The following is a 19,804-nucleotide window of genomic DNA, read 5'->3' as shown; positions in this document are numbered from 1 at the left end:
CTATCTGAAAAACACATATGTTCACCATAAAAATACACAAAGGTATATAAGTATATTAAATATGATTAATTTGTGTGATTATATCGCTTTATAATGTTATTTCAGAAAACCAAAAGAAAACGCTTACAATATTAAGATTATTTTATGCCGGTCTGCCGGATTACCCAAAGCAAAAAACTATTAATATTATGGTTTTCCCCTTTCCAAAACGGGGTATATGTTAAGGATATTTATATAAAGAATTAAATCGTAAAAACACGGGAAGGGAAAAAGTCTATGGGAATCCTAGTTGTGGACGATAATCAAGCCAATTTGTTTGTTATTCAGCATATATTAAAACGCGCCGGGTATAAAGACCATTTAACGTTTTCTTCTGCAAAGGATATGTTTCAGCATCTTCAGGGATATTCACCTTTTTCAGCTGATATAAAGGCAGACATTATCTTAATGGATATTATGATGCCGGAGATGGATGGAATTGAAGCATGCCGGCGGCTTCAACAGATTCCACATTTAAAGGATATACCGGTGATTTTTGTAACTGCACTGGAAGATTCAAATAAGGTAGCAGAAGCTCTTGATGCGGGCGGAACTGATTATGTTATGAAGCCCATAAATAAAACGGAACTGCTTGCCCGGATTCGCGCTGCTTTAAGACTTAAATATGAAAAGGACTGGCATAAGGAGCAGGAAAATAAAATCAAGAATGAATTGGATTTATCCATGCAGGTTCAGACCAGCATGCTGAGCGAGCCGATTTATCATGAACATACACTGTTAAAAGCGTCCTACCTCCCAGCCAACAAACTTGCAGGGGATATGTATTACTGGCACCAAATAGATGAACACCGCTTTGCAGCCATTCAGCTAGACATGATGGGCCACGGAATTTCAGCATCCCTTGTATGCATGTTTATCTCTTCTGTTCTAAGGGATGCCATCAGAACATGCAGCGATCCTGAATACGTCATGAAGGAGCTAAACCGGTGGATGAACTCCCTTAATCAGCGCAATCAGCGGATTCCATATTATTTTACAGCCATTTATCTCGTCCTTAATAAAAAAGACAAAACAGTCGAGTATGTAAATGCTGGACATCCAGCCGGATATGCACTCACAGATAAAAAGGAAATGGTCAGCTTATCCAGCAATATGTGTGCAGTAGGCTTTTTTGAAGATATTACGATACAAAAAGAAACAATTCCCTATATAGACTCCATCCAGCTGCTCTTGTTTACGGACGGAGTGGAAGAAGCAGTGGAGCAGAATAATCTTAACCCTTGTGAATATCTTCAGCGCTTCGCATCCTTCCATTGGAATGCTGCCAGAACAGCGGAACCAATCGATATGATTCTGACTAAACAGCAGCAGGCAAGCGCTGATGATGATATGTGTGTTGTTCTGGTTCAGGCAGATTAGGGTGTATACATAATATTTTCGCAAAAAAAACAGAGTGCAGTCCCTCAAATAGGGTCTGCACTCTGTTTTTATATAAAGATAAGAATGTGAATTTTTTGAACTTCGAGTATTGTCTAGCTCCAGCGCCTACCCCCTCGAGGTCACAAGCTGTCTAGCTGCGGCTCCTAGGGACTCGGGGTCATACAAACGTTGCCACAGGACGTGGCGTTCTTAGTCTGCGTTCCTTTGTGGGCAAGGCGCTTCCGCTTTTCTTATGCAGGAGCGATCTTCCTGAAAATCTTTTCCTGCAGGTTGATTTCTTCAAATACAGGCACTTCCATCCTCAGCGCTTCCTTGCTTCCAAGTCCCAGAAACCCTCCCATGCTGAGGCTTTCATTAAAAAGATTAAAAACATGGCTTTGCAGATCAATATTAAAATAAATCATGACATTACGGCATATAATCACATGAAATTCATTAAAAGAACCATCGGTCACCAGATTATGCTGCGCAAAAACCATTCGATCAAGCAGGGATGAATTCAAATAAGCTGCTTCACAATCGGTTGTGTAGTATTCGGAAAATGATTTACTTCCGCCTGCCATAATGTAATTCTTTGTATAGAGCTGCATTTTTTGCAGAGGAATCATTCCGCTCTCTGCCTTTTTTAGCACTTTTTCATTGATGTCTGTGGCATAAATTTTAGTTCGTTCCCCCAGACCTTCTTCTTCCAGCAAAATAGACATGGAATAGGCTTCCTCTCCAGTCGAACAGCCAGCATGCCAAATTCTGATCTCAGGCAATTCTCTGAGCATCGGAACAACCTCATTTCGAAAAGCTTTAAAAAACGAAGGGTCCCGGAACATTTCCGTAACATTGATTGAAAAATCGCTCAGTACCTTTTGCAGATACCCATCTTCATGTATTACCTTCTCCGTAAGACTTGTAATATTGGGCAGCCGATCCCTGCTAAGGCGATTTTGGATCCTCCTCGCAATAGAAGAGCGCATATATTGCCGGAAATCATACCCGGATAAACCGTAAATGGCCTTTAAAAGCAAATCTATCTCTAATTCTTCCTTTTTCAATTCTATTCATTCCTCAACTTTCGAGAATAAAATTATGGTGACAGTGTCAGTATGTCAGGACTGGTGCCCCCCAGGTTCCATCTATGAAAGCCACACCCTCATAACGGACAGCAGCTGGTCCAGTTTTAATGGCTTGCTGATATAATCTGTTGCACCAGCTTCCATGCACTTTTCCCTATCGCCTTTCATTGCCTTGGCAGTAAGGGCAATGATTGGAACATCCTGATGCCTGTCCAGTCCGCGAAGCCTCTTCATGGTTTCATAACCATCCATAACCGGCATCATAATATCCATCAGCACAATATCAACCTTTTCTGTACCCATTATTAAATCCAGGCACTGCATGCCGTTTTCTGCTGTAAGGACATTCATGCCTTCTTTATTCAAAGCATTTTTCAGCGCATAAATATTTCTGTGATCATCATCTACGACAATGACTGTTTTATCTTTAAGCTCGGTACCTGTATGCTGATGCTCTGCTTCACTAGTCCCTTCAGCAGCTGGAGGTTCTGCTGCCTCAGACACTTCCTCCATAGGTTCAGCGGTTACAGCAGCTTCTTCAAAAGCCAGCGAACCTGCCTCTATTTCAGGCATGCCGTTTGGCAGATTCGGAATGATCAGTGTAAAACGGCTTCCTTTTCCTTCTTCACTCTCCACTTTGCAAATGCCGCCGAGCAGCTGGGCAAATTCCTTGGAGATGGACAATCCCAGGCCCGTTCCGCCATATCTTCTCATCGTAGCTCCATCAGCCTGCTGGAAGGCTTCAAAAATCAGCTGCTGCTTTTCTGCTGGAATGCCAATGCCTGTATCCAGCACTGTTATTTTAAGCCAATCGTCTGTATAGGTGGATAACGGCAAACCAAAGAAATCGCTCTGTGCGGCTTTTTCAAAAGTGACTGCTACTGAACCTTCTTCCGTAAATTTAAATGCATTTGACAGGAGATTTTTCACAATTTGCTGCAGCCGCTGCTCATCGGTATTGAATACAGGCGGCACTTCTTCCGAAGAGCTTACAGTAAACTCAAGGTTTTTATGCTTTGCCACTTGTGTAAAATGCTGCTTCATACGCTGCGAGATTTCGTACATATTGACTTCCTCAAAGCTGATCTCCAGTTTTCCTACTTCTACTTTTGAAAGATCCAGAATATCATTGATCAGGGTAAGCAAATCCTGTCCTGATGTATGAATAACCTTGGAAAACTCCTTCTGCTCCTCAGTGAGGATTTCATCCGGGTCTTCTGCCAGCATCTCTGATAAAAGCAATATGCTGTTAAGCGGCGTGCGCAGCTCATGAGACATATTTGCCAGGAATTCTGACTTATATTTTGAGCTTAAACTCAGCTGTTTTGCTTTTTCCTCCAGCTCTTCCTTGGCAGCCTGAAGTTCTTCGGATTTCATTTCCGCATCTCTGGAGCGCTCTTCAAGCTGTTCATTAATCATACGCAGCTCTTCGGATTGACTCTGCATTTCTTCAGATTGCGCCTGCAGCTCCTCCGACTGGGACTGCAGCTCTTCAGCCTGTGCCTGCAGTTCCTCTGTCTGTGCCTGAGATTCTGCCAATAAGCGTTCGATCTCCATTCTTCCTGAAATATTCGTAATGGCTATTCCTAATGTTTCAATTACTTTTTCCAGGAGCTTGATCTGTGCATCAGTGAATGGCCTCAAACTTGCCAATTCCACAACTGCCACGACCTCGTCTTTGAGCATGACGGGTGCCATCATGATGCTTTTCGGCCTGACATCTCCCAAACCAGTTGATAGGACCTTGTAATCCTCAGGAACATCTTGGAGGAATATCGTTTTCTTATCCCTGACTGTTTGCCCTGCTATTCCTTCCCCGGCAAAGAAAAAGTCTCTTCCTGCATCTTCCGCCCCATCTGCATAAGCAGCTTGTTTTTTAAATACAGGTTTGCTTCCGCTGTCATCTTTCACATAAATGACTCCGAGATTGGCTCCGGAGGCAGGTGCCAGCCTGGAAATAAAATCATCTGCCAAATTCGCTATGGCCACATGCTGGCTATAGATGCTTACTAACGCAGCAGCCTGGCTTTGAATCCAGTTCTGCTCACTGATTTCAGCCGAATAGCGCTGTTCTTTCTCGTAATAGTTCTCGAGTGAATCAGCCATAGAGTTGAAGGCTTTCGCGATTTCACCGATCTCATCTTTTGTTTCGATATTCAGCCTTGAAATGGAAGAAAGGTCTTGATAATCAATATCCTTAATCCCTTTTGTAATTAAGCTGATGCTTCTGCCTGTGCTTCTGATCACCCAAACCGTCACTCCGACGATTAAAATAATGGCTATTGCAACCGCAGCAACCAAAGTCGATACTAACTGGCTATACGTTTCATTTGCACTTTCCAGCGAATCAGCCATGATCGATTCCTGATACTCTTTAAATTCAGCCAGCTTTACTAGAAGAGAGTTTCGGTTTTCCCTTTCATCCCTGTACAGATCTTCCAGGGAATTCACATCTCCGCTTCCCATTAATCCAATAAAGCTGTTTTGCATTTGGGCATATGATTCATAAGCCTGTTCTACTTCCTTTAATAGCAGGCTGGATTTCTGTCTATTTAATTCATTTTCCAATTTCAGAATCCGGGTTTGTATCCCTTCATGGTTTGCCTCAATCAATTCAGCCGTCATGGCTGGATCGGCCGATTCTATGTCGGTGAGCACACTCAGCAGCTGCTGATCTGTCTGGTAAAAAAGCTGTCTGATCTCTGTAGCCTGGTTTACCTTATAATAGCGATCCTCCACTATTTCCAGCATGTTTGCCTTCATTCCATTCACCATAGACAGAATGACAAACATCAGAATAAACATAAAAAATACGGTTAGGCCCAAACCCATTATTTGCTTTCTCTTAAAGCTCACCTGTTCTCTCCTTCTTTCCCCCAATTTTTCTTTATCTTTGTTTCCGTTATCAATTTCATGTTCACGTTTATGAGTTTAAGATTTTAATAGACTAGCTTCTTTACCCTTATTCGTTATAAACCAAACCTGTTTTTCTATTTTTTTTCATAAAAAAAAGGAAGGAAAACTCCTTCCTAATGTTTAACGATATTCCTTAACTCTTTCCCCTGCTGAAGTCATCCATTCAAACTGGCGGAGCTTCAGGTCAAATAGTGTCAGAGGATCCTGGTAAATCTCAGGATTTTTGCGCATATCGCTTAAAGCTTCTTTATTTTCTGCTATGTCCGTATAGGTCTCTTCAACCGTATGATTTAATACATCGAACGGATTTCTGAAGAACATTTTAATATCCCGTTCAAGCGATTTCTCGAAAAGTTCGAACTGCTGCATGAATTTATTGGTGATGAATTCTGCGATCTCGCTATAGTCTTCATGTTCAATGAACTGTTTATATTTATTATGGAGCATGGTTTTATTCTGCTGAATCGCACCAAGCAGCTTGCCTGCACTCTTCAGCAGGAACTGCGATGGCGAAAAGCGGTTTAGAATGTTGGCCTTTTCCAGCTGAACACTTCCCCGCGTCATTCGATCCGCGTCGCGGCGCCAGTCATCCAGAACCCTGAAGTCACAGTCCAGCGAGATTTTCTCCTCGCCATATAGCTCATTGAAGCTTTCGCTCATTTCATCCAGATATGCCTGGCTGCTTCTGAACTCTCCTTCACTTTCAGCAATCCACTCCTGAATGGACACATGGAAATCCGGCAAAACCGTCTCTTCAATGTATTCATGTACCCGATTATTCATTTCGTCATTGAGCTCAGTGTGGATTTTTCCAAAATCACTGTCTTCAGTCACCATTTCTGAACAATTCCGAAGCAGTTCCGGAATCTTTTTCTCAAGATCCTGTCTCATTTCATCTTTAATTTGGCTGTAGGACTTTTTAATCGTCCGGATCTTCTCTTCTTCCATATCACTCAGCTGATTGTTGGCACCCTTAAGCTTTGTTACCATTTCTTCGTTCCATTTAATAGTATCAATCAAGCTGTTTTCCATCTCAACGCGTTTTTCAAGAAGGAATTTGATCGATTTTTTAATATAGTAAAGAACCTTTGCTGTACGCTCTTCTTTCCGGTTCCGTCCATCCATCATCGACTTGATAAAGACTGCTAAATCATTCAGCTGGCTTTCGCTTTCATAATAGGCGGAGAAAGCAAACACCTTTGCTTTTGGAAAATAGGTATGAACACGGGACTGGGTTTCATCAAGAAGATCCATGGCATCCTGGCTGTCTGGAATCCGGTCCATTTTACTGAGAAGGAAATGAATAGGCAATTCCGGAGCCTGTTCTCTCATTCTCACAGCAAGATCCAGCTCTTTATCTGTCAGAGGCGAATCCGCATTCAGGACAAACAGCATGCTGTCTGCAAAATGGAGATATTGGAACACACCATTCCTGAACTTACTCTGCCCCGCAAGACCTGGCGTATCTATGACAGCAAGTCTATTATTCTGTAAAAAGGCGAGAGGCATTCTGCAGCGGATAAGCGTCTGCTGGCTTTTTTCTGCGCTTTGCCTAAAGTCCTCAAGGTCAGAAATACTCCGCACTTCCTCGTCCGTAACGGCATGAATTTCCGCTTCATCACTATCCTTGAAGAGCACTGAAGCAGAAGTGGAATCTCCCATCAGCTCTTCACCGAGAAGAGTATTCACAAACGAGGATTTTCCATTTGAAGCCGCACCGGCAATCAGCAAATGCCCGGCATCCAAATCAAGGAGCTCACGGACCATCCATTCAAAGCGTTCACCCATCAGCACGCCCTTTTCCTTCGCCCATTTCATGACATTTTCAAATAGCTTGAAGCTTTCCTCAAGGCCATCCTGATAGCGGACAGAGCGATTCACAAGGCCTTCTGCCTCGCTGACAGCTGAAGAATCAATATTGGACGGGAAAATTTCGCTCCACGCCAGCACTGCCGAGGCTGAAACAAGGGAATGCGAAGGTGCAGCTATTTTCACCCAGTTAGTTATATGATTCGGTATCAGGTGTGATAAGTCCCGGATTAGATGCTTACCGCTGATTAGTTCAAAATAAGTATCCTTGTAAAGCTCGGAAAGCAGGCTCCATGTATGTGAGCGCCCTGGCTCCATATTCAGGAGAAGATGGTTATATTCTTTCAGCCATGAGAAATACAGATCTGTTTTCTTGTAGCTATTCCACAGAGCCGCTGATAAACTTTCAAAATGAGCCTCGTCCACACGGTACAACACCGAAAGCGCCTCACTGAAATAGTTTGGCTCCATTTTAGCTGTACGCCCCTGTGCCACATACGAGTGAAGAACTTCAAACCAGGATAGGGATTCCGTCCTGATTGCTTCATTGACAGCCAGTTCCACCGCATTTCCCCAATCGCTGTGTTCTTCAAAGAATCCGCGTGCCAGATCGGTCACATCCGGATAATCCGGATTTAATCGGACCGCATCTTTAATGGATTCAACAGCCAGTTCAAGCTTGCCGCGCTGTATGTAAAGTGAAAACAGCTGAAGGAGCACTTCGGTTTTTAGCACCTCTGAATCTGTTTCAATGGATTTGTAAAAGTCCTCTGCATTTGAAAGCAAATCCAATTCAAAATAGGCATCAGCCATATTTTTCTGTGCCCATGGCGCCAATTCATTCGGAATGCTCTCCCATTTAAAAATGGCCGCTTCATAATCTTTGTTAAGGAAATACACCTCACCCTGGGCGAAACGGATATTGGTTAAATCGGGCACTTCGTTCTGCTGCTCAGCCACATACAGTTCACCCAAAACCCTGATCGGATGTACATTTTCATTAGATTCCATGAAGGTCTCATAAAAGGTTTTGCTGATTAGCTGCTTCTCTAAAGTCATCTTGATCCCCCGCAGTGCTATTTTTAAAAGTGCGCCAAAGGCGCCGGCTTTTAAAAGAATTTTATTGAACAGCCTGCTGATTTCCTAATTTCATAGGGCTTTCTCAGCATGCTTTTATAAAAAAACGCATAATGCGCCAATTTTCATCCTTTATCCTTATATTGTAGCAAAAATTTTTCTGCAAAAAATTTCATTTCTCTATCATTTTTGAAACATTACTGTATTCCTGTGTAATATTCTTAATAGTTGGAACCAGCTTCTATTTATTAATACCACCCCAAATCAAAATAAAAACTGGCTGACAGAAATATATATTCCTGCCTGCCAGTTTTCATTCTTCATTAAGAGGCTTGCTGCGGGCGGGCGGCTGAGCGCCGTCTGCCATAGAGGATTGTAACAGCCATGCCAAGAATCAGGAACACACTTGATATTTGGAATAGTGCTGCCGTTTCCACAAACTGTGCAAGCACCCCAAACACAAGGCCGCTTAGTCCAATGCCAAGGTCTATGGATGAGAAGAACATTCCATTTGCCACACCCCGGCGGTTGGGTGGTGTCATCGACAGCGTCCATGACTGCAGAGTAGGAATCAATGATCCAAAGCCAATTCCGAACAAAATTCCGCTTATGATAATAAACAAATTCGAATGAGCGAAAGAAAGTACCCACATGCCGATAAAGGTCAAGAACGTGCAAAGCAGTACAAGTCCCTTTGGCCCCCGCTGGTCAAACCACTTCCCGGCAATCGGCCTCGATAGCGATGCCATGATCGCATTGAACAGGTAGAAAAGGAAAATCTGATCAATGCCGCGCTCTTCTCCAAAAATAACGATGAACGTTACGATGGAACCATACCCAAATGTCACAATAATCGTAATAAAGGCAGGAAACCAGCTGGATTTTTCGATTAAAGAGCCTAAGTAAGAAAATTTCAGATCCTCTTTCCTTGTTTCCAGAACAGCTGCAGGCGTTTCGTAGCGAACAATGGATAGGAGCCCAATAGCAATTACGCCAAGCACACTCGAGATATAAATAAGGTTGGTAAAAGAGGTAATCTGATATAGATAGATTCCAAGACTCGGAGCGATGATCATCCCGATCGTAACGCTGAGGCCATAGTAACCCATTCCCTCTCCAAGACGGGAATTAGGCACTACATCTACAGCTGCTGTCCCGTTCACAGTAGTTGACCATCCCCAAGCGAGCCCGTGGATGAATCGGAACAGCAGAAAAATCATCACCACGCTTGACAGCGGATAAATAACCGTTATGGCCAGAAGCGCCGCTGCCCCAATCAGCACCAGCTGCTTCCTTGCTCTATATTCAAGCATGAATCCGATGAAAGGCCTGCTCAAAACGGCTCCAATCGAAAACAGCGCCGTAACCAGCCCAATTTCAAGACCAGTTGCTCCTATGGACTTTATATATGGAGGCAGTGTTGGAATCAGCATCTGAAACGACATAAAGACAAATAAATTCCCGACCATCAGCATAATGAAAGACTTTGTCCACAAAGTCTCTTTTACATCCTTTATCAACTGCATCCCCCGCTTTCCTTTTATCTCTAGAATAAATCAGTTAATTATTTCGCATCACTAAATACTACCATAACTGATTGGAAAAAGGAACGGGAATTTGCACTACATCAAGGGATAGAACTTTATTGAGACAATGAAAATCTCCTATTAAAGTCCATAAAAAAAGGAGCCTGATTAAGCTCCCCTCGTCACCCCTGAAGACTGCTTGTTTCCAGTACCCGCTGCAGAAAATGCAGTGTTTTTTCTATAATGATTTCCTGATCGTTATCCAATGTTGCCACATGATAGCTGTTGTCCAGGGTGACCAATTCCTTTGCAGCTGATTTAATGCTGCTGTATATTTCCTGCGAGTTGGAAGGAGGAACTACATGATCTTCTTTTGAGACAAAAATCAGTGCCGGACATGTCACTTTCCCTAATTCGGCTTTGACCTTCTTCATCAGTTCTGTAATTTCACCAATCGATCTAACCGGTGTCTTTTCATAGGCAAGTTCTTTTATATCAGGGTTTTTAATGTCTGATCCAATTGCATCAAGGAAGCGGACATCCTCCAGGCTGGCTGCTGCAGCCATATCAGGAATCTCTATAGCTGCATTAATCGGGATAATTCCCTTAATCTCAGGATATTTCTCGGCCATATACAATGTCAGGGTGCCGCCCATCGATAGACCTGTAACGAATATCGTACTGCAGCGCTCTTTCAGCCACTGATAGCCTTCTTCAACAGAATGAATCCAGTCCTGATAGGTGGTTGTTTCCATTTCTTCATAATGAGTGCCATGTCCCCTCAGCCTTGGAGCACAGACCGTATACCCTGCATTTGCATAAGCTTTCCCAAGGGGACGCATACTTTGAGTTGAACCGGTAAAGCCATGCGAAACCAAAATCCCAATCTCATTTCCTTCAAAATAAAAAGGTTCTGCGCCTTCTAAAATAGGATACTTCTCAGACATGTTCCTTCCTCCATTCAATAAGTTATTTCCTATTAAGAGATATTCTTTTCCCATCCCTCTATCCCTCCTTATTTGAAAGTATTTAACATTTTTGTAAAACTTCGCATCCAGTCTTCAGAAAAACTTTTTTTCCAGCATCGTCTTGTTTATAATAGATAGAATGAATAAAGAAATAAGCAGCATTGCCCTATAAACAAAAAGCAGGCATTAGGAGCGCAGCTAAGGGAAGTTTCGCTTTATTTTCCTTCCCGATATTATTAAAATAAGTACTAACTACATAAACAGAAAGGCTGATACCGGTTTGGAAAACAATTCAAATTTTATACGAACGATTATTAAAGAGGATCTGGAGTCGGGAAAGCGTAAAGAGGTCATTACCCGTTTCCCGCCTGAGCCGAACGGTTATCTTCATATCGGACATGCCAAATCGATTGTCATCAACTTCGGCCTGGCAGATGATTTTAGCGGCAAGACGAACCTTCGTTTTGATGATACGAACCCGCTTAAGGAAGATCAGGAATTTGTGGATGCCATTAAAGAAGATGTTAAATGGCTTGGCTATGAGTGGGAGGAGCTTCACTTTGCTTCGAATTACTTCGAGGAAATGTATAACCGTGCAGTTCTTTTAATCAAGAAAGGAAAAGCTTATGTGGATGACTTAAGCCAGGAAGAGATCCGCCAATACCGCGGAACGCTGACAGAGCCTGGAAAAGAAAGCCCATACCGCAGCCGTTCAGCTGAAGAGAATCTTGATTTATTTGAACGCATGCGTAAAGGTGAATTTGAAAACGGAGCAAAAGTTCTCAGAGCAAAGATCGACATGTCATCACCGAACCTGAACTTGCGCGATCCGGTTATCTATCGTGTTTCACATGCAACTCACCACAATACGGGTGATACTTGGTGCATCTATCCGATGTATGCTTTTGCCCACCCGCTTGAGGATGCAATCGAAGGAGTTACCCATTCCTTATGTACAACCGAGTTTGAAGATCAGCGTCCGCTATATAACTGGGTTGTCGCAGAGTGTGAAATGGAAAGCACACCGCAGCAAATCGAGTTTGGCCGCCTGAATATTTCTAATACAGTTATGAGCAAAAGAAAACTGAAGCAGCTTGTGGAAGAGAATTATGTTGATGGCTGGGATGACCCGCGCATGCCGACGATTTCCGGTCTAAGACGCAAGGGCTATACTCCAGAAGCAATCCGAGAGTTCGTAAAAGAAACGGGTGTTTCAAAAGGTTCCGGTGTAGTGGATGAGGCCATGCTTGAGCATTATGTCCGCGAAGACCTGAAATTGAAAGCCCCTCGTACGATGGGTGTGCTTCGCCCATTAAAGGTTGTGATCACGAACTACCCGGAAGATCAGACTGAAATGCTTGATGCGGAAATCAATCCAGAAAACCCGGAGATGGGCATGCGCCAAATTCCTTTCTCGAGGGAGATTTATGTAGAGCAGGACGATTTCATGGAAGATCCGCCGAAAAAATATTTTCGCCTCTTCCCTGGCAATGAAGTACGCTTAAAGCATGCATATTTCATCAAGTGCAACGATGTCATCAAGGATGAGGATGGCAATGTTGTTGAGCTGCATTGCACGTATGACCCTGAAACGAAGAGCGGAACAGGTTTTACCGGCCGAAAAGTAAAGGGTACGCTTCACTGGGTGGATGCAAAGAGTGCCATTCCGGCTGAATTCCGTTTATACGAGCCATTGATTCTTGACAAAGATGCCGATCAGAACGCTGAGGCAGACACTGATGATGCTGCTGAAAACGAAGCTGAAGGAAAAACGTTCCTTGACTACGTGAACCCGAACTCACTTGAAATTGTTCATGGTTTCATTGAACCTAACATGAAGGATGTAAAAGCCCAGGATAAATTCCAATTCTTCCGTCACGGCTATTTCAACGTCGACCCGAAACACACAACAGCAGAAAAACCTGTGTTTAACAGGATTGTATCGCTGAAGAGTTCATTTAAGTTAAAATAATCCATAGGCTTGAGGGATTCGTTTCCTCAAGCCTTTTCTGCCCGTTAAAGTTACTTTTATTCATAAACTACCTTCCCGCTTAAAAGTATGGTAAGGTGTTAAAAGTAAACATTTACATAAGGAGGAATAATATCATGTCAAACCAGCATGACCCAAATACATTACCGCCGAAAACATGTTCAGTAGACCGCATGGTGACAGTAAAAGAGGACATTGAAAAGGTTCTTGCAGGAAAGAAAACAGCTACACGCCGCAATGGCCGCTATGCTGATGTCGGGGAAATCATGACACTTGAGGGCCAGGATTTTGCTGTTGAAAAAGTTTATTCCCAATCTCTAGGAGAGTTAACAGATGAGCATGCCCGCCAGGAAGGCTTTGAAAGCTTAGAAGACTACAAACAATCAATCCTTTCTATGCATCCGGGTATGCCTTGGCTGCCGCAAATGCGTGTATGGGTTCATGAATTCAGCGCAGTGAAGAAGTAATCTGCCAAGATGGACATTCTGTACCGAATACTGCTGTATATTCATGTCAGCAGTGCCATTCTTTCTGTAGGGCCGTTTTTTGTTCTGATTCCAATCGTCAATAAATTGGAATCGGTTCAGCCAGGGGTTCAGCAGGCATACATAGGCATCTTCAGGACATCCGTGCGCCTTGTCAAGCATGCGGGACATGTACTTGTAGGCTCGGGTGTCCTTCTTATCGTGAACAGCCACTGGGACTGGACGACATCCTGGATCGTTGCGACCCTGGCGGTGATGGGAGGCTCAGTCTTTTTTCTCGCCCGGGCCTTTACTCCCGTTCTGAGGAAATTTGATGAGCCCGGAGCAGATCAGCATTTCCTTATCAGAAAGCTTACCCGCTCTATCTGGATATACCTTCTTCTTTTAATGCTCATGCTCTGGTTCATGGTGGCCAAGCCTGTGCTTTGGTAGAGTTAGCTAAAAACAAGCGCTGGAAATCCGCGCTTGTTTTTTTGATGCCATTCTGCAGCATGCCTTTCGAATTCGCGGTTATATTCGAATTTCCGCGGATAAATCCAAATTTTGCGGTTATATTGAATTTTTTCGCGGATAAACGGAATTTACACAGGCAATAAACTCTTTATTTCAAAAACCTTTCGGGAAAATCTGTCATGATTACTTCGACTCCGGCCTTATTTAAAAATCGGCTGCGGGTTTCATCATTTATGGTATATACCCGCAGGGGAAACCCTGCTTCTTTTGCTTTCCTTCCAAACTCCGATAGAGCAAACCCCTCTTCACAATGAATGCTGTTTGCCCCGATTTTTTTCGCCATTTCGAGTGTGTTTTCAGGAATGCCTTCAATTAAATAGCCCGTCTGCAAAGTTGCATTCAAGTCCCGGACTCTCTTCAGACTCTCTGCATTGAAAGATGATATAATGACACGCTGTTCCAATCCATATTTTAGGATAAGGTCAATAACCTTTTCTTCCATCCCGGGATATTCAATCAAATCATTTTTCAATTCAATATTAATCAGCAGTTTGTTGCCGTCCATAACTGCCCATTGAAAAAGCTGCTCCAGATCCGGGATTGTTTCGCCGGCATTAACATCCCCAAACCAGCTCCCTGCATCAAGCCGCAGAATTTCTTCCAAGGTCATGTCCTTTATATAGCCGGTGCCGCCCGTCGTTCTGTCCACCGTTTCATCATGAATGATCACCAGCTTTCCATCCTTAGCCATCTGCACATCCAATTCTATTCCATCTGCCCCTGCCTCCAATGCAGCCTGGAAAGCGGCCATCGTGTTTTCTGGAAAATGTCCGCTGACGCCGCGGTGGGCAAAGACTTTCGCTCTTTTATTCAAATTATCTCCTCCTATGACAATAACGTCATTATTAATAAACTATTCTACGCCCGGCCCCAAAACCATTTTTTCATCCTCAGATTAGCCGCTCAAGTTTCACTTCGCAGCCAATTCCCTTATAATGAAGACTATGAAACTTCTTTCTTCTCTGAACGTATAAAAAGAAAAGCGGAAGCGCCTTGCCCACCCCCGACCCTCGAGGGGGTAGGCGCTCCTCCTAAAAGCCAGCGCTTTTAGTCGTGCGATGATTAAGCTGTCGAAGCGCTCCTTGTGGAGCTAGACAGTTCTCAAAGTACAAAGTTATAAATCCTAAGTATAAAAAACATAATAGGAGTGAAATCTGTGGGAGTTCGATTGAGCAAGGGACAAAAAGTAGATTTGACCAAAACCAATCCTGGTTTGCAGGTTGTGGTGGCAGGATTGGGCTGGGATGTCAGCCATAATCAATCGCAATATGACCTGGACGCTTCAGCATTTTTAACAGGTGCATCCGGCAAAGTGCAAAGTGATAGTGACTTTGTGTTTTATAATAATCCATCCGGCGGAAACGGATCGATCCTTTACAGCAGTGATAACAGAACTGGTGCCGGTGCCGGGGATGATGAGCAAATCCGCATCGAGTTAAATAAGGTGCCGCAGCATATCCATCGAATTGCTTTTTCTATTACCATTCATGATGCCCAGATGAAAGGACAGAACTTTGGACAAGTTTCCAATGCCTATGTGAGAATTTTTAATGCCATGACAAACGAAGAGCTTCTCCGCTTCGACCTTGGTCGCGATTTTACTGTTGAAACAGCCATCGTCGCTGCAGAGCTATACCGTCACAATGGCGAGTGGAAATTCAATGCTATTGCTAGCGGATTCCAGGGCGGATTAGCTGCCCTTTGCCGCAATTTCGGCGTTTCCGTAGATGATGAGCCTGATTCAAGTCCGCAGCCGTCATTCAGCCAGAATCAATATCAGCAGCAAGCCCATTTTGGACAGCCAGCTCAAGGATTCAGTCCACAGCAAAACCAGCAAGAATTTAGCCAGCAGGCTCAATCAGGCTACAGCCCGTTGTCCTTTGGCCAGCCTGCCTACAATCAGGCTTCTTATAACACACCACCTTCGCAGCCATCTTCATTTGGCGGGCAGACAGGTTTTGGGCAGCCGGTCCAGGCTCAATCCTATACTGATGGAAATATTGCCTGCACCCGCTGCGGATCCACTAACATCCGCACCGGCCAAAAAGGATTTGGCCTTGGAAAAGCGGCGATTGGAGGACTCATCCTTGGGCCTGTAGGACTTCTTGGCGGCTTTATTGGAAAAAATCAGCTGAAGCTCACCTGTAATTCCTGCGGCAATTCATGGTCGCCTAATCAGACAGATTACGCACAGTGGGCCAATGACCAAAAGCGCCGTGCCCAGGAGCTGTTTACACGATTCAAGAGCCAGGATGTCCTGGACGCCGTTGTAGCTTCATGCGCTCTTGTCGGCATGGCAGATGGCAGGCTTGATCCATCTGAACGCCAAAAGATGGTCGAGTTTGTAAACAGCAGCCAGGAATTAAAAGTGTTCGATACACAAAAAGTGATACAGCAATTCAATATGTTCGTCCAGCGGATTGAGATGGACCCGATCATCGGCCGGGCCGAAGCCTTCAAAGCAGTTGGCCGGGTAAGAAATAAGCCTGAGATTGCCCGCCTTGTAGCCCGTTATTGCATAGCGATCGGTTATGCTGATGGGAACTTTGATCAAAATGAAAAACAGGCTGTTACAGAGATCTGCATGGAACTCGGATTAAACCCTCATGAATTCCTATCTTAATATGTGAAATTCCTCAGCTCTGCCAAAATGCGGCAGAGCTCTTTTTGCATTTATTCCCTCATCCTCCTGAATATGCCGCATACAAAGTTCACATGCGGGTATACTCAAAAAGATAAAGGCCCTGTTATTTCTAAAATTACTAAGGAGGTAATATCCTTGAAGGAAAGTTCATCTACTGAACGCTATATGCCCATGACTTCCTCCACGAGCGGAATGATTGTTAATGAAGCGGATGGAGTCTACTGCCTGACAGTACAGATTGTGAATGTTTGTTTTGTGCGAATATCAGAAAAGCCTGGCGACTGGGTTCTAGTTGACGCAGGCATGCCAAAATCTGCAGAGAAAATCATTGATGCGGCGGAAGAACTCTTTGGAGAGAATGCCAGACCGAAGGCCATTATTCTTACACATGGCCACTTTGATCATGTTGGTGCAATTATCGATTTGGTTGAGCGCTGGCAGGTTCCTGTATACGCTCACACACTGGAAATGCCATTCTTAACGGGACAGCAGGATTATCCAAAACCTGACGCGAGTGTTGAAGGCGGACTTGTCGCAAAGATATCTCCCACTTTTCCGCATGAAGGCATTGATCTCGGAACCCATGTTCAGCCTTTACCTGATGACGGAAATGTTCCCTATATGGAAGGATGGAAATGGATTCACACACCAGGTCATACTCCCGGCCATGTCTCCCTATTCAGAGAGTCGGATCGCGTGCTGATTGCAGGTGATGCTTTCGTAACAGTGAAGCAGGAGTCCTTATACAGTGTGCTCACCCAGGAACAGGAAATCAGCGGCCCGCCCCGCTACCTGACAACTGATTGGGATTCTGCCCGGACATCCGTACAGAAACTCGAAGCCCTTCAGCCAGATGTCGCCATCACAGGCCACGGCATTCCAATGGCTGCCGCTGTATTAAGGGAAAGCCTCGCCAAGCTCGTAAATGAATTTGATGAAATTGCCGTCCCAGACCACGGAAAATATGTAGACGGAGAACGTTAGAAAAAAAGCAAGGTTCACCAAATCGTGTGGATCTTGCTTTTTTGATGTTTAAAACAATCAAAAAAAGGAAGAGTATAAAAAAACAATTTTAATGTTCAGGAGGTTCATATATGCATCTTGAAAACTTTACAGGACAAAAAATTCAAATAAAATTCAAGAACTTTCCAAATGATCTCGTCGGCTCCATCACAGGCATTTATCAGCCCGATGAATGGTACCTTGTTAAACTGATCAAGACAGAAAGCATGGGAATATGGGTTGAGAATCCTTGCTTCAAACGTACTATGGTCAAAGAGGAAGACGGTACCGACATCCCGGAAGAACAGCAAAAGGAAGAAGATTGCGTCACCCATTTTCTGATCCGCTGGGATTATATCAGTTCTGTCATTACCTTCCCGGATAAACAGACACTCGGTGTTGATAAGAAAGCAAAATTAATAGGTTTTCAGCCCTCTTAATAGATAGTAAAGCTCCCGGTTCCAGCTTCCGGGGGCTCTTTTGTTTTCGTATCGCTCAACCTAAACTAACTTATTTATCGTATTATGGATTTGATTGCTATTCTTCTGATTTCTATGCTATTTTTCATTTTATTAGAATAGTTCACATTTATAGTTTTATAGACTATGATATATTTACAGACTTTTCAAAAAAATAAAAATTGGAGGATCACACACATGTCAAAAAGAACCTGTATCGTCACACATGATCTGGAACCCTCACAGATTGATAAAATTAAAGAAATCATCCCCGATTGGGAGCTCATTTCCGGAAAAGATTCAGCAAGCTGGCACAATCAGATGAAAGAAGCCGAAGTTATCGCCGGCTGGAAAAAGGAACTAAAAGAGATGGTCCTTGAGGGAAACAGCAACCTCCGGTGGTTCCAGTCCTGGAGTGCTGGGGTCGATTCCCTGCCCCTGGCAGAAATGGAATCACAGGGCATCCAGATTACCAGCGCAAATGGCGTACATGCTAACCCCATTTCAGAAACGATTTTCGCATTAATGCTTGGGCTCACCCGCAAAATCCATACATATGTAAAAAATCAGCAAGCTAAGGCATGGCACCATTCTGGAATGAAGCTTGAAATTCATAATAAAACCATCGGCATGATTGGCACAGGAGCCATCGGGAAAGAAACTGCCAGGATTGCCAAAGCATTCGGCATGAAGGTGATTGGAGTTCGGCACTCCGGAAAACCTGAAGAGTATATAGATGAAATGTATACCTCCAGTCAGCTGAACGATGTGCTGCCTCTATGTGACTATGTTGTGGTCACACTTCCGCTTACACAGGAAACACGGCAGCTATTCGGAGCCGAACAGTTTACCCGCATGAAGGATTCTGCTTTCTTCATCAATATCGGCCGGGGTGAAATTGTAAAAGAGACAGATTTGATTGCCGCACTGCAGAACGGTCAGATTGCCGGTGCAGGGCTGGATGTATTTGAAAAAGAACCGCTTTCTGAAGACAGCCCTCTATGGGAACATGATAATGTCATCATTACTCCGCATACTGCCGGATCGACGGAACACTATACCAAGCGTGTGATTGAAGATATATTCATTCCTAATTTGAAGGAGTACATAAACAGCGGTACTCCTGGCATTAATCAAGTAGATTATAAAAAGGGATATTAATAAAGAGGGCCTTGCAGCATTCGCAAGGCTCATTTTTTATAAGCTACGATATAAAACCCTTCTTCTTCCGACCACTCCGCACAGAAGATATCTTTAATATTATGGCAGCCTTCTGTTTTAATAGACTCCCTCAGCCACTCCCCATCTTTCCCCAGTAATTTAAGGCCGTCATCCACTATTTCTCCTTCATCAATCAGTAAAGTTGAAGGATTCTTTTCCTTCACCTCAAGTTTCATGATTTCAGGAGTGACAGGCTCTTCTTTTTGGTATTTCATTACACTTAATCCGCCATTGGTCTCAAGGTAAGCGTATTTAACTTCATTCATGCTGAATATTCCTTTTTGGCGCAGCATTGTTCTCAGCTGTTCCATTTCAAGATGGTTTTTCTCCATCTCCTTCACATTCAGCTTGCCATCCTTGACAAGGACCGACTCCCTTCCCTTTAAAATCGTCCTGAATATATTTTTCTTTTTTGCCAGAATTTCAATAATGTAAATAAATGCTCCCCATAATAAAGCCGAATAGATCACTTGAAGCGTTGTTACTTTTTCATCATAAATGGTTTCCTCAATAATCCCTCCAAGAACAACCGCATAGACAAAATCAAACGGAGTTACCTGTGAAAGCTCCTTCTTTCCAAGAATACGGGTTACAGCTAACAAGGCAACTAGTCCAACAGCCATTTTTATTGTTATTGATAAATACATCAATGCTCCTCCTCTCTCTATAGCCTCTCTATTCCCCTTAC

General features: G+C 43.6%; 15 protein-coding genes. 8 read left to right on the top strand and 7 right to left on the bottom strand.

The genetic code is table 11. The annotated features are described in order from the left end of the window. The first annotated feature begins 276 nt into the window (after window positions 1-276). Window positions 277-1,419 carry a SpoIIE family protein phosphatase gene (locus IRB79_RS03355; protein WP_243506718.1) on the top strand — a complete coding sequence of 381 codons (1,143 nt, stop codon included), beginning with the start codon at window positions 277-279 and terminating at the stop codon, window positions 1,417-1,419. Window positions 1,420-1,670: 251 nt separating this feature from the next. On the opposite strand, the gene IRB79_RS03350 is transcribed toward IRB79_RS03355, so the two are convergent. The 5 genes from IRB79_RS03350 to IRB79_RS03330 form a co-directional block, all read right to left on the bottom strand. Continuing rightward, complete coding sequence (locus IRB79_RS03350; RefSeq protein ID WP_243506717.1) at window positions 1,671-2,486, bottom strand: CheR family methyltransferase; 816 nt, start codon at window positions 2,484-2,486, stop codon at window positions 1,671-1,673. Between the two features lie 81 nt (window positions 2,487-2,567). Then, window positions 2,568-5,363: a sensor histidine kinase gene (locus IRB79_RS03345; RefSeq protein ID WP_243506715.1), complete on the bottom strand. Its 2,796-nt coding sequence runs from the start codon at window positions 5,361-5,363 to the stop codon at window positions 2,568-2,570. Window positions 5,364-5,543: 180 nt separating this feature from the next. Then, window positions 5,544-8,291 carry a dynamin family protein gene (locus IRB79_RS03340; protein ID WP_243506714.1) on the bottom strand — a complete coding sequence of 916 codons (2,748 nt, stop codon included), beginning with the start codon at window positions 8,289-8,291 and terminating at the stop codon, window positions 5,544-5,546. Window positions 8,292-8,632: 341 nt separating this feature from the next. Next, window positions 8,633-9,835: an MFS transporter gene (locus IRB79_RS03335; protein WP_243506713.1), complete on the bottom strand. Its 1,203-nt coding sequence runs from the start codon at window positions 9,833-9,835 to the stop codon at window positions 8,633-8,635. Window positions 9,836-10,017: 182 nt separating this feature from the next. Then, complete coding sequence (locus tag IRB79_RS03330; protein WP_243506712.1) at window positions 10,018-10,782, bottom strand: alpha/beta hydrolase; 765 nt, start codon at window positions 10,780-10,782, stop codon at window positions 10,018-10,020. A 301-nt stretch (window positions 10,783-11,083) separates the two neighbouring features. Here IRB79_RS03330 and IRB79_RS03325 point away from each other — a divergent pair, with 301 nt between their 5' ends. The 3 genes from IRB79_RS03325 (at window position 11,084) to IRB79_RS03315 (ending at window position 13,710) form a co-directional block, all read left to right on the top strand. Then, window positions 11,084-12,775 carry a glutamine--tRNA ligase/YqeY domain fusion protein gene (locus IRB79_RS03325; RefSeq protein ID WP_243506711.1) on the top strand — a complete coding sequence of 564 codons (1,692 nt, stop codon included), beginning with the start codon at window positions 11,084-11,086 and terminating at the stop codon, window positions 12,773-12,775. A gap of 134 nt (window positions 12,776-12,909) precedes the next feature. Continuing rightward, window positions 12,910-13,260: an ASCH domain-containing protein gene (locus IRB79_RS03320; protein WP_221880495.1), complete on the top strand. Its 351-nt coding sequence runs from the start codon at window positions 12,910-12,912 to the stop codon at window positions 13,258-13,260. 9 nt (window positions 13,261-13,269) lie between these two features. Beyond that, complete coding sequence (locus IRB79_RS03315) at window positions 13,270-13,710, top strand: hypothetical protein (protein ID WP_243506709.1); 441 nt, start codon at window positions 13,270-13,272, stop codon at window positions 13,708-13,710. Window positions 13,711-13,879: 169 nt separating this feature from the next. Here the strand turns inward: IRB79_RS03315 and IRB79_RS03310 are convergent, their stop codons facing one another. Next, window positions 13,880-14,605, bottom strand: coding sequence for a glycerophosphodiester phosphodiesterase (locus IRB79_RS03310; protein WP_243506708.1), 726 nt, complete (start codon window positions 14,603-14,605; stop codon window positions 13,880-13,882). Between the two features lie 342 nt (window positions 14,606-14,947). Here IRB79_RS03310 and IRB79_RS03305 point away from each other — a divergent pair, with 342 nt between their 5' ends. From IRB79_RS03305 to IRB79_RS03290, 4 genes are all read left to right on the top strand, one after another. Next, window positions 14,948-16,414 (top strand): TerD family protein, encoded by a 1,467-nt coding sequence (locus IRB79_RS03305; protein WP_243506707.1) that lies wholly within the window; start codon window positions 14,948-14,950, stop codon window positions 16,412-16,414. Between the two features lie 186 nt (window positions 16,415-16,600). Next, complete coding sequence (locus IRB79_RS03300) at window positions 16,601-17,419, top strand: MBL fold metallo-hydrolase (protein WP_243509196.1); 819 nt, start codon at window positions 16,601-16,603, stop codon at window positions 17,417-17,419. A 110-nt stretch (window positions 17,420-17,529) separates the two neighbouring features. Then, window positions 17,530-17,877 (top strand): hypothetical protein, encoded by a 348-nt coding sequence (locus IRB79_RS03295; protein ID WP_009335932.1) that lies wholly within the window; start codon window positions 17,530-17,532, stop codon window positions 17,875-17,877. Window positions 17,878-18,093: 216 nt separating this feature from the next. Next, a complete protein-coding gene (locus tag IRB79_RS03290) occupies window positions 18,094-19,056 on the top strand; it encodes a D-2-hydroxyacid dehydrogenase (protein WP_243506706.1) in 963 nt (320 codons plus the stop codon). A 29-nt stretch (window positions 19,057-19,085) separates the two neighbouring features. Here the strand turns inward: IRB79_RS03290 and IRB79_RS03285 are convergent, their stop codons facing one another. Beyond that, window positions 19,086-19,763, bottom strand: a complete 678-nt coding sequence (locus tag IRB79_RS03285; protein WP_243506705.1) for a DUF421 domain-containing protein — start codon at window positions 19,761-19,763, stop codon at window positions 19,086-19,088. Window positions 19,764-19,804: the final 41 nt, after the last annotated feature.

It is taken from the genome of Cytobacillus oceanisediminis (genome assembly GCF_022811925.1).
Classification (GTDB): Bacteria; Bacillota; Bacilli; order Bacillales; family Cytobacillaceae; genus Cytobacillus; species Cytobacillus oceanisediminis_D.
Note: the sequence above shows the minus strand (reverse complement) of the source record. Positions and strands in the feature narration are given on the sequence as shown.

What these genes read in the sequence shown, in the direction of transcription:
- IRB79_RS03355 (WP_243506718.1), top strand. Translation starts at nt 277, where the DNA reads ATGGGAATCCTAGTTGTGGACGATAATCAAGCCAATTTGTTTGTTATT.
- IRB79_RS03340 (WP_243506714.1), bottom strand. Translation starts at nt 8,291, where the DNA reads ATGACTTTAGAGAAGCAGCTAATCAGCAAAACCTTTTATGAGACCTTC.
- IRB79_RS03335 (WP_243506713.1), bottom strand. Translation starts at nt 9,835, where the DNA reads ATGCAGTTGATAAAGGATGTAAAAGAGACTTTGTGGACAAAGTCTTTC.
- IRB79_RS03330 (WP_243506712.1), bottom strand. Translation starts at nt 10,782, where the DNA reads ATGTCTGAGAAGTATCCTATTTTAGAAGGCGCAGAACCTTTTTATTTT.
- IRB79_RS03320 (WP_221880495.1), top strand. Translation starts at nt 12,910, where the DNA reads ATGTCAAACCAGCATGACCCAAATACATTACCGCCGAAAACATGTTCA.
- IRB79_RS03315 (WP_243506709.1), top strand. Translation starts at nt 13,270, where the DNA reads ATGGACATTCTGTACCGAATACTGCTGTATATTCATGTCAGCAGTGCC.
- IRB79_RS03300 (WP_243509196.1), top strand. Translation starts at nt 16,601, where the DNA reads ATGCCCATGACTTCCTCCACGAGCGGAATGATTGTTAATGAAGCGGAT.
- IRB79_RS03295 (WP_009335932.1), top strand. Translation starts at nt 17,530, where the DNA reads ATGCATCTTGAAAACTTTACAGGACAAAAAATTCAAATAAAATTCAAG.
- IRB79_RS03290 (WP_243506706.1), top strand. Translation starts at nt 18,094, where the DNA reads ATGTCAAAAAGAACCTGTATCGTCACACATGATCTGGAACCCTCACAG.
- IRB79_RS03285 (WP_243506705.1), bottom strand. Translation starts at nt 19,763, where the DNA reads ATGTATTTATCAATAACAATAAAAATGGCTGTTGGACTAGTTGCCTTG.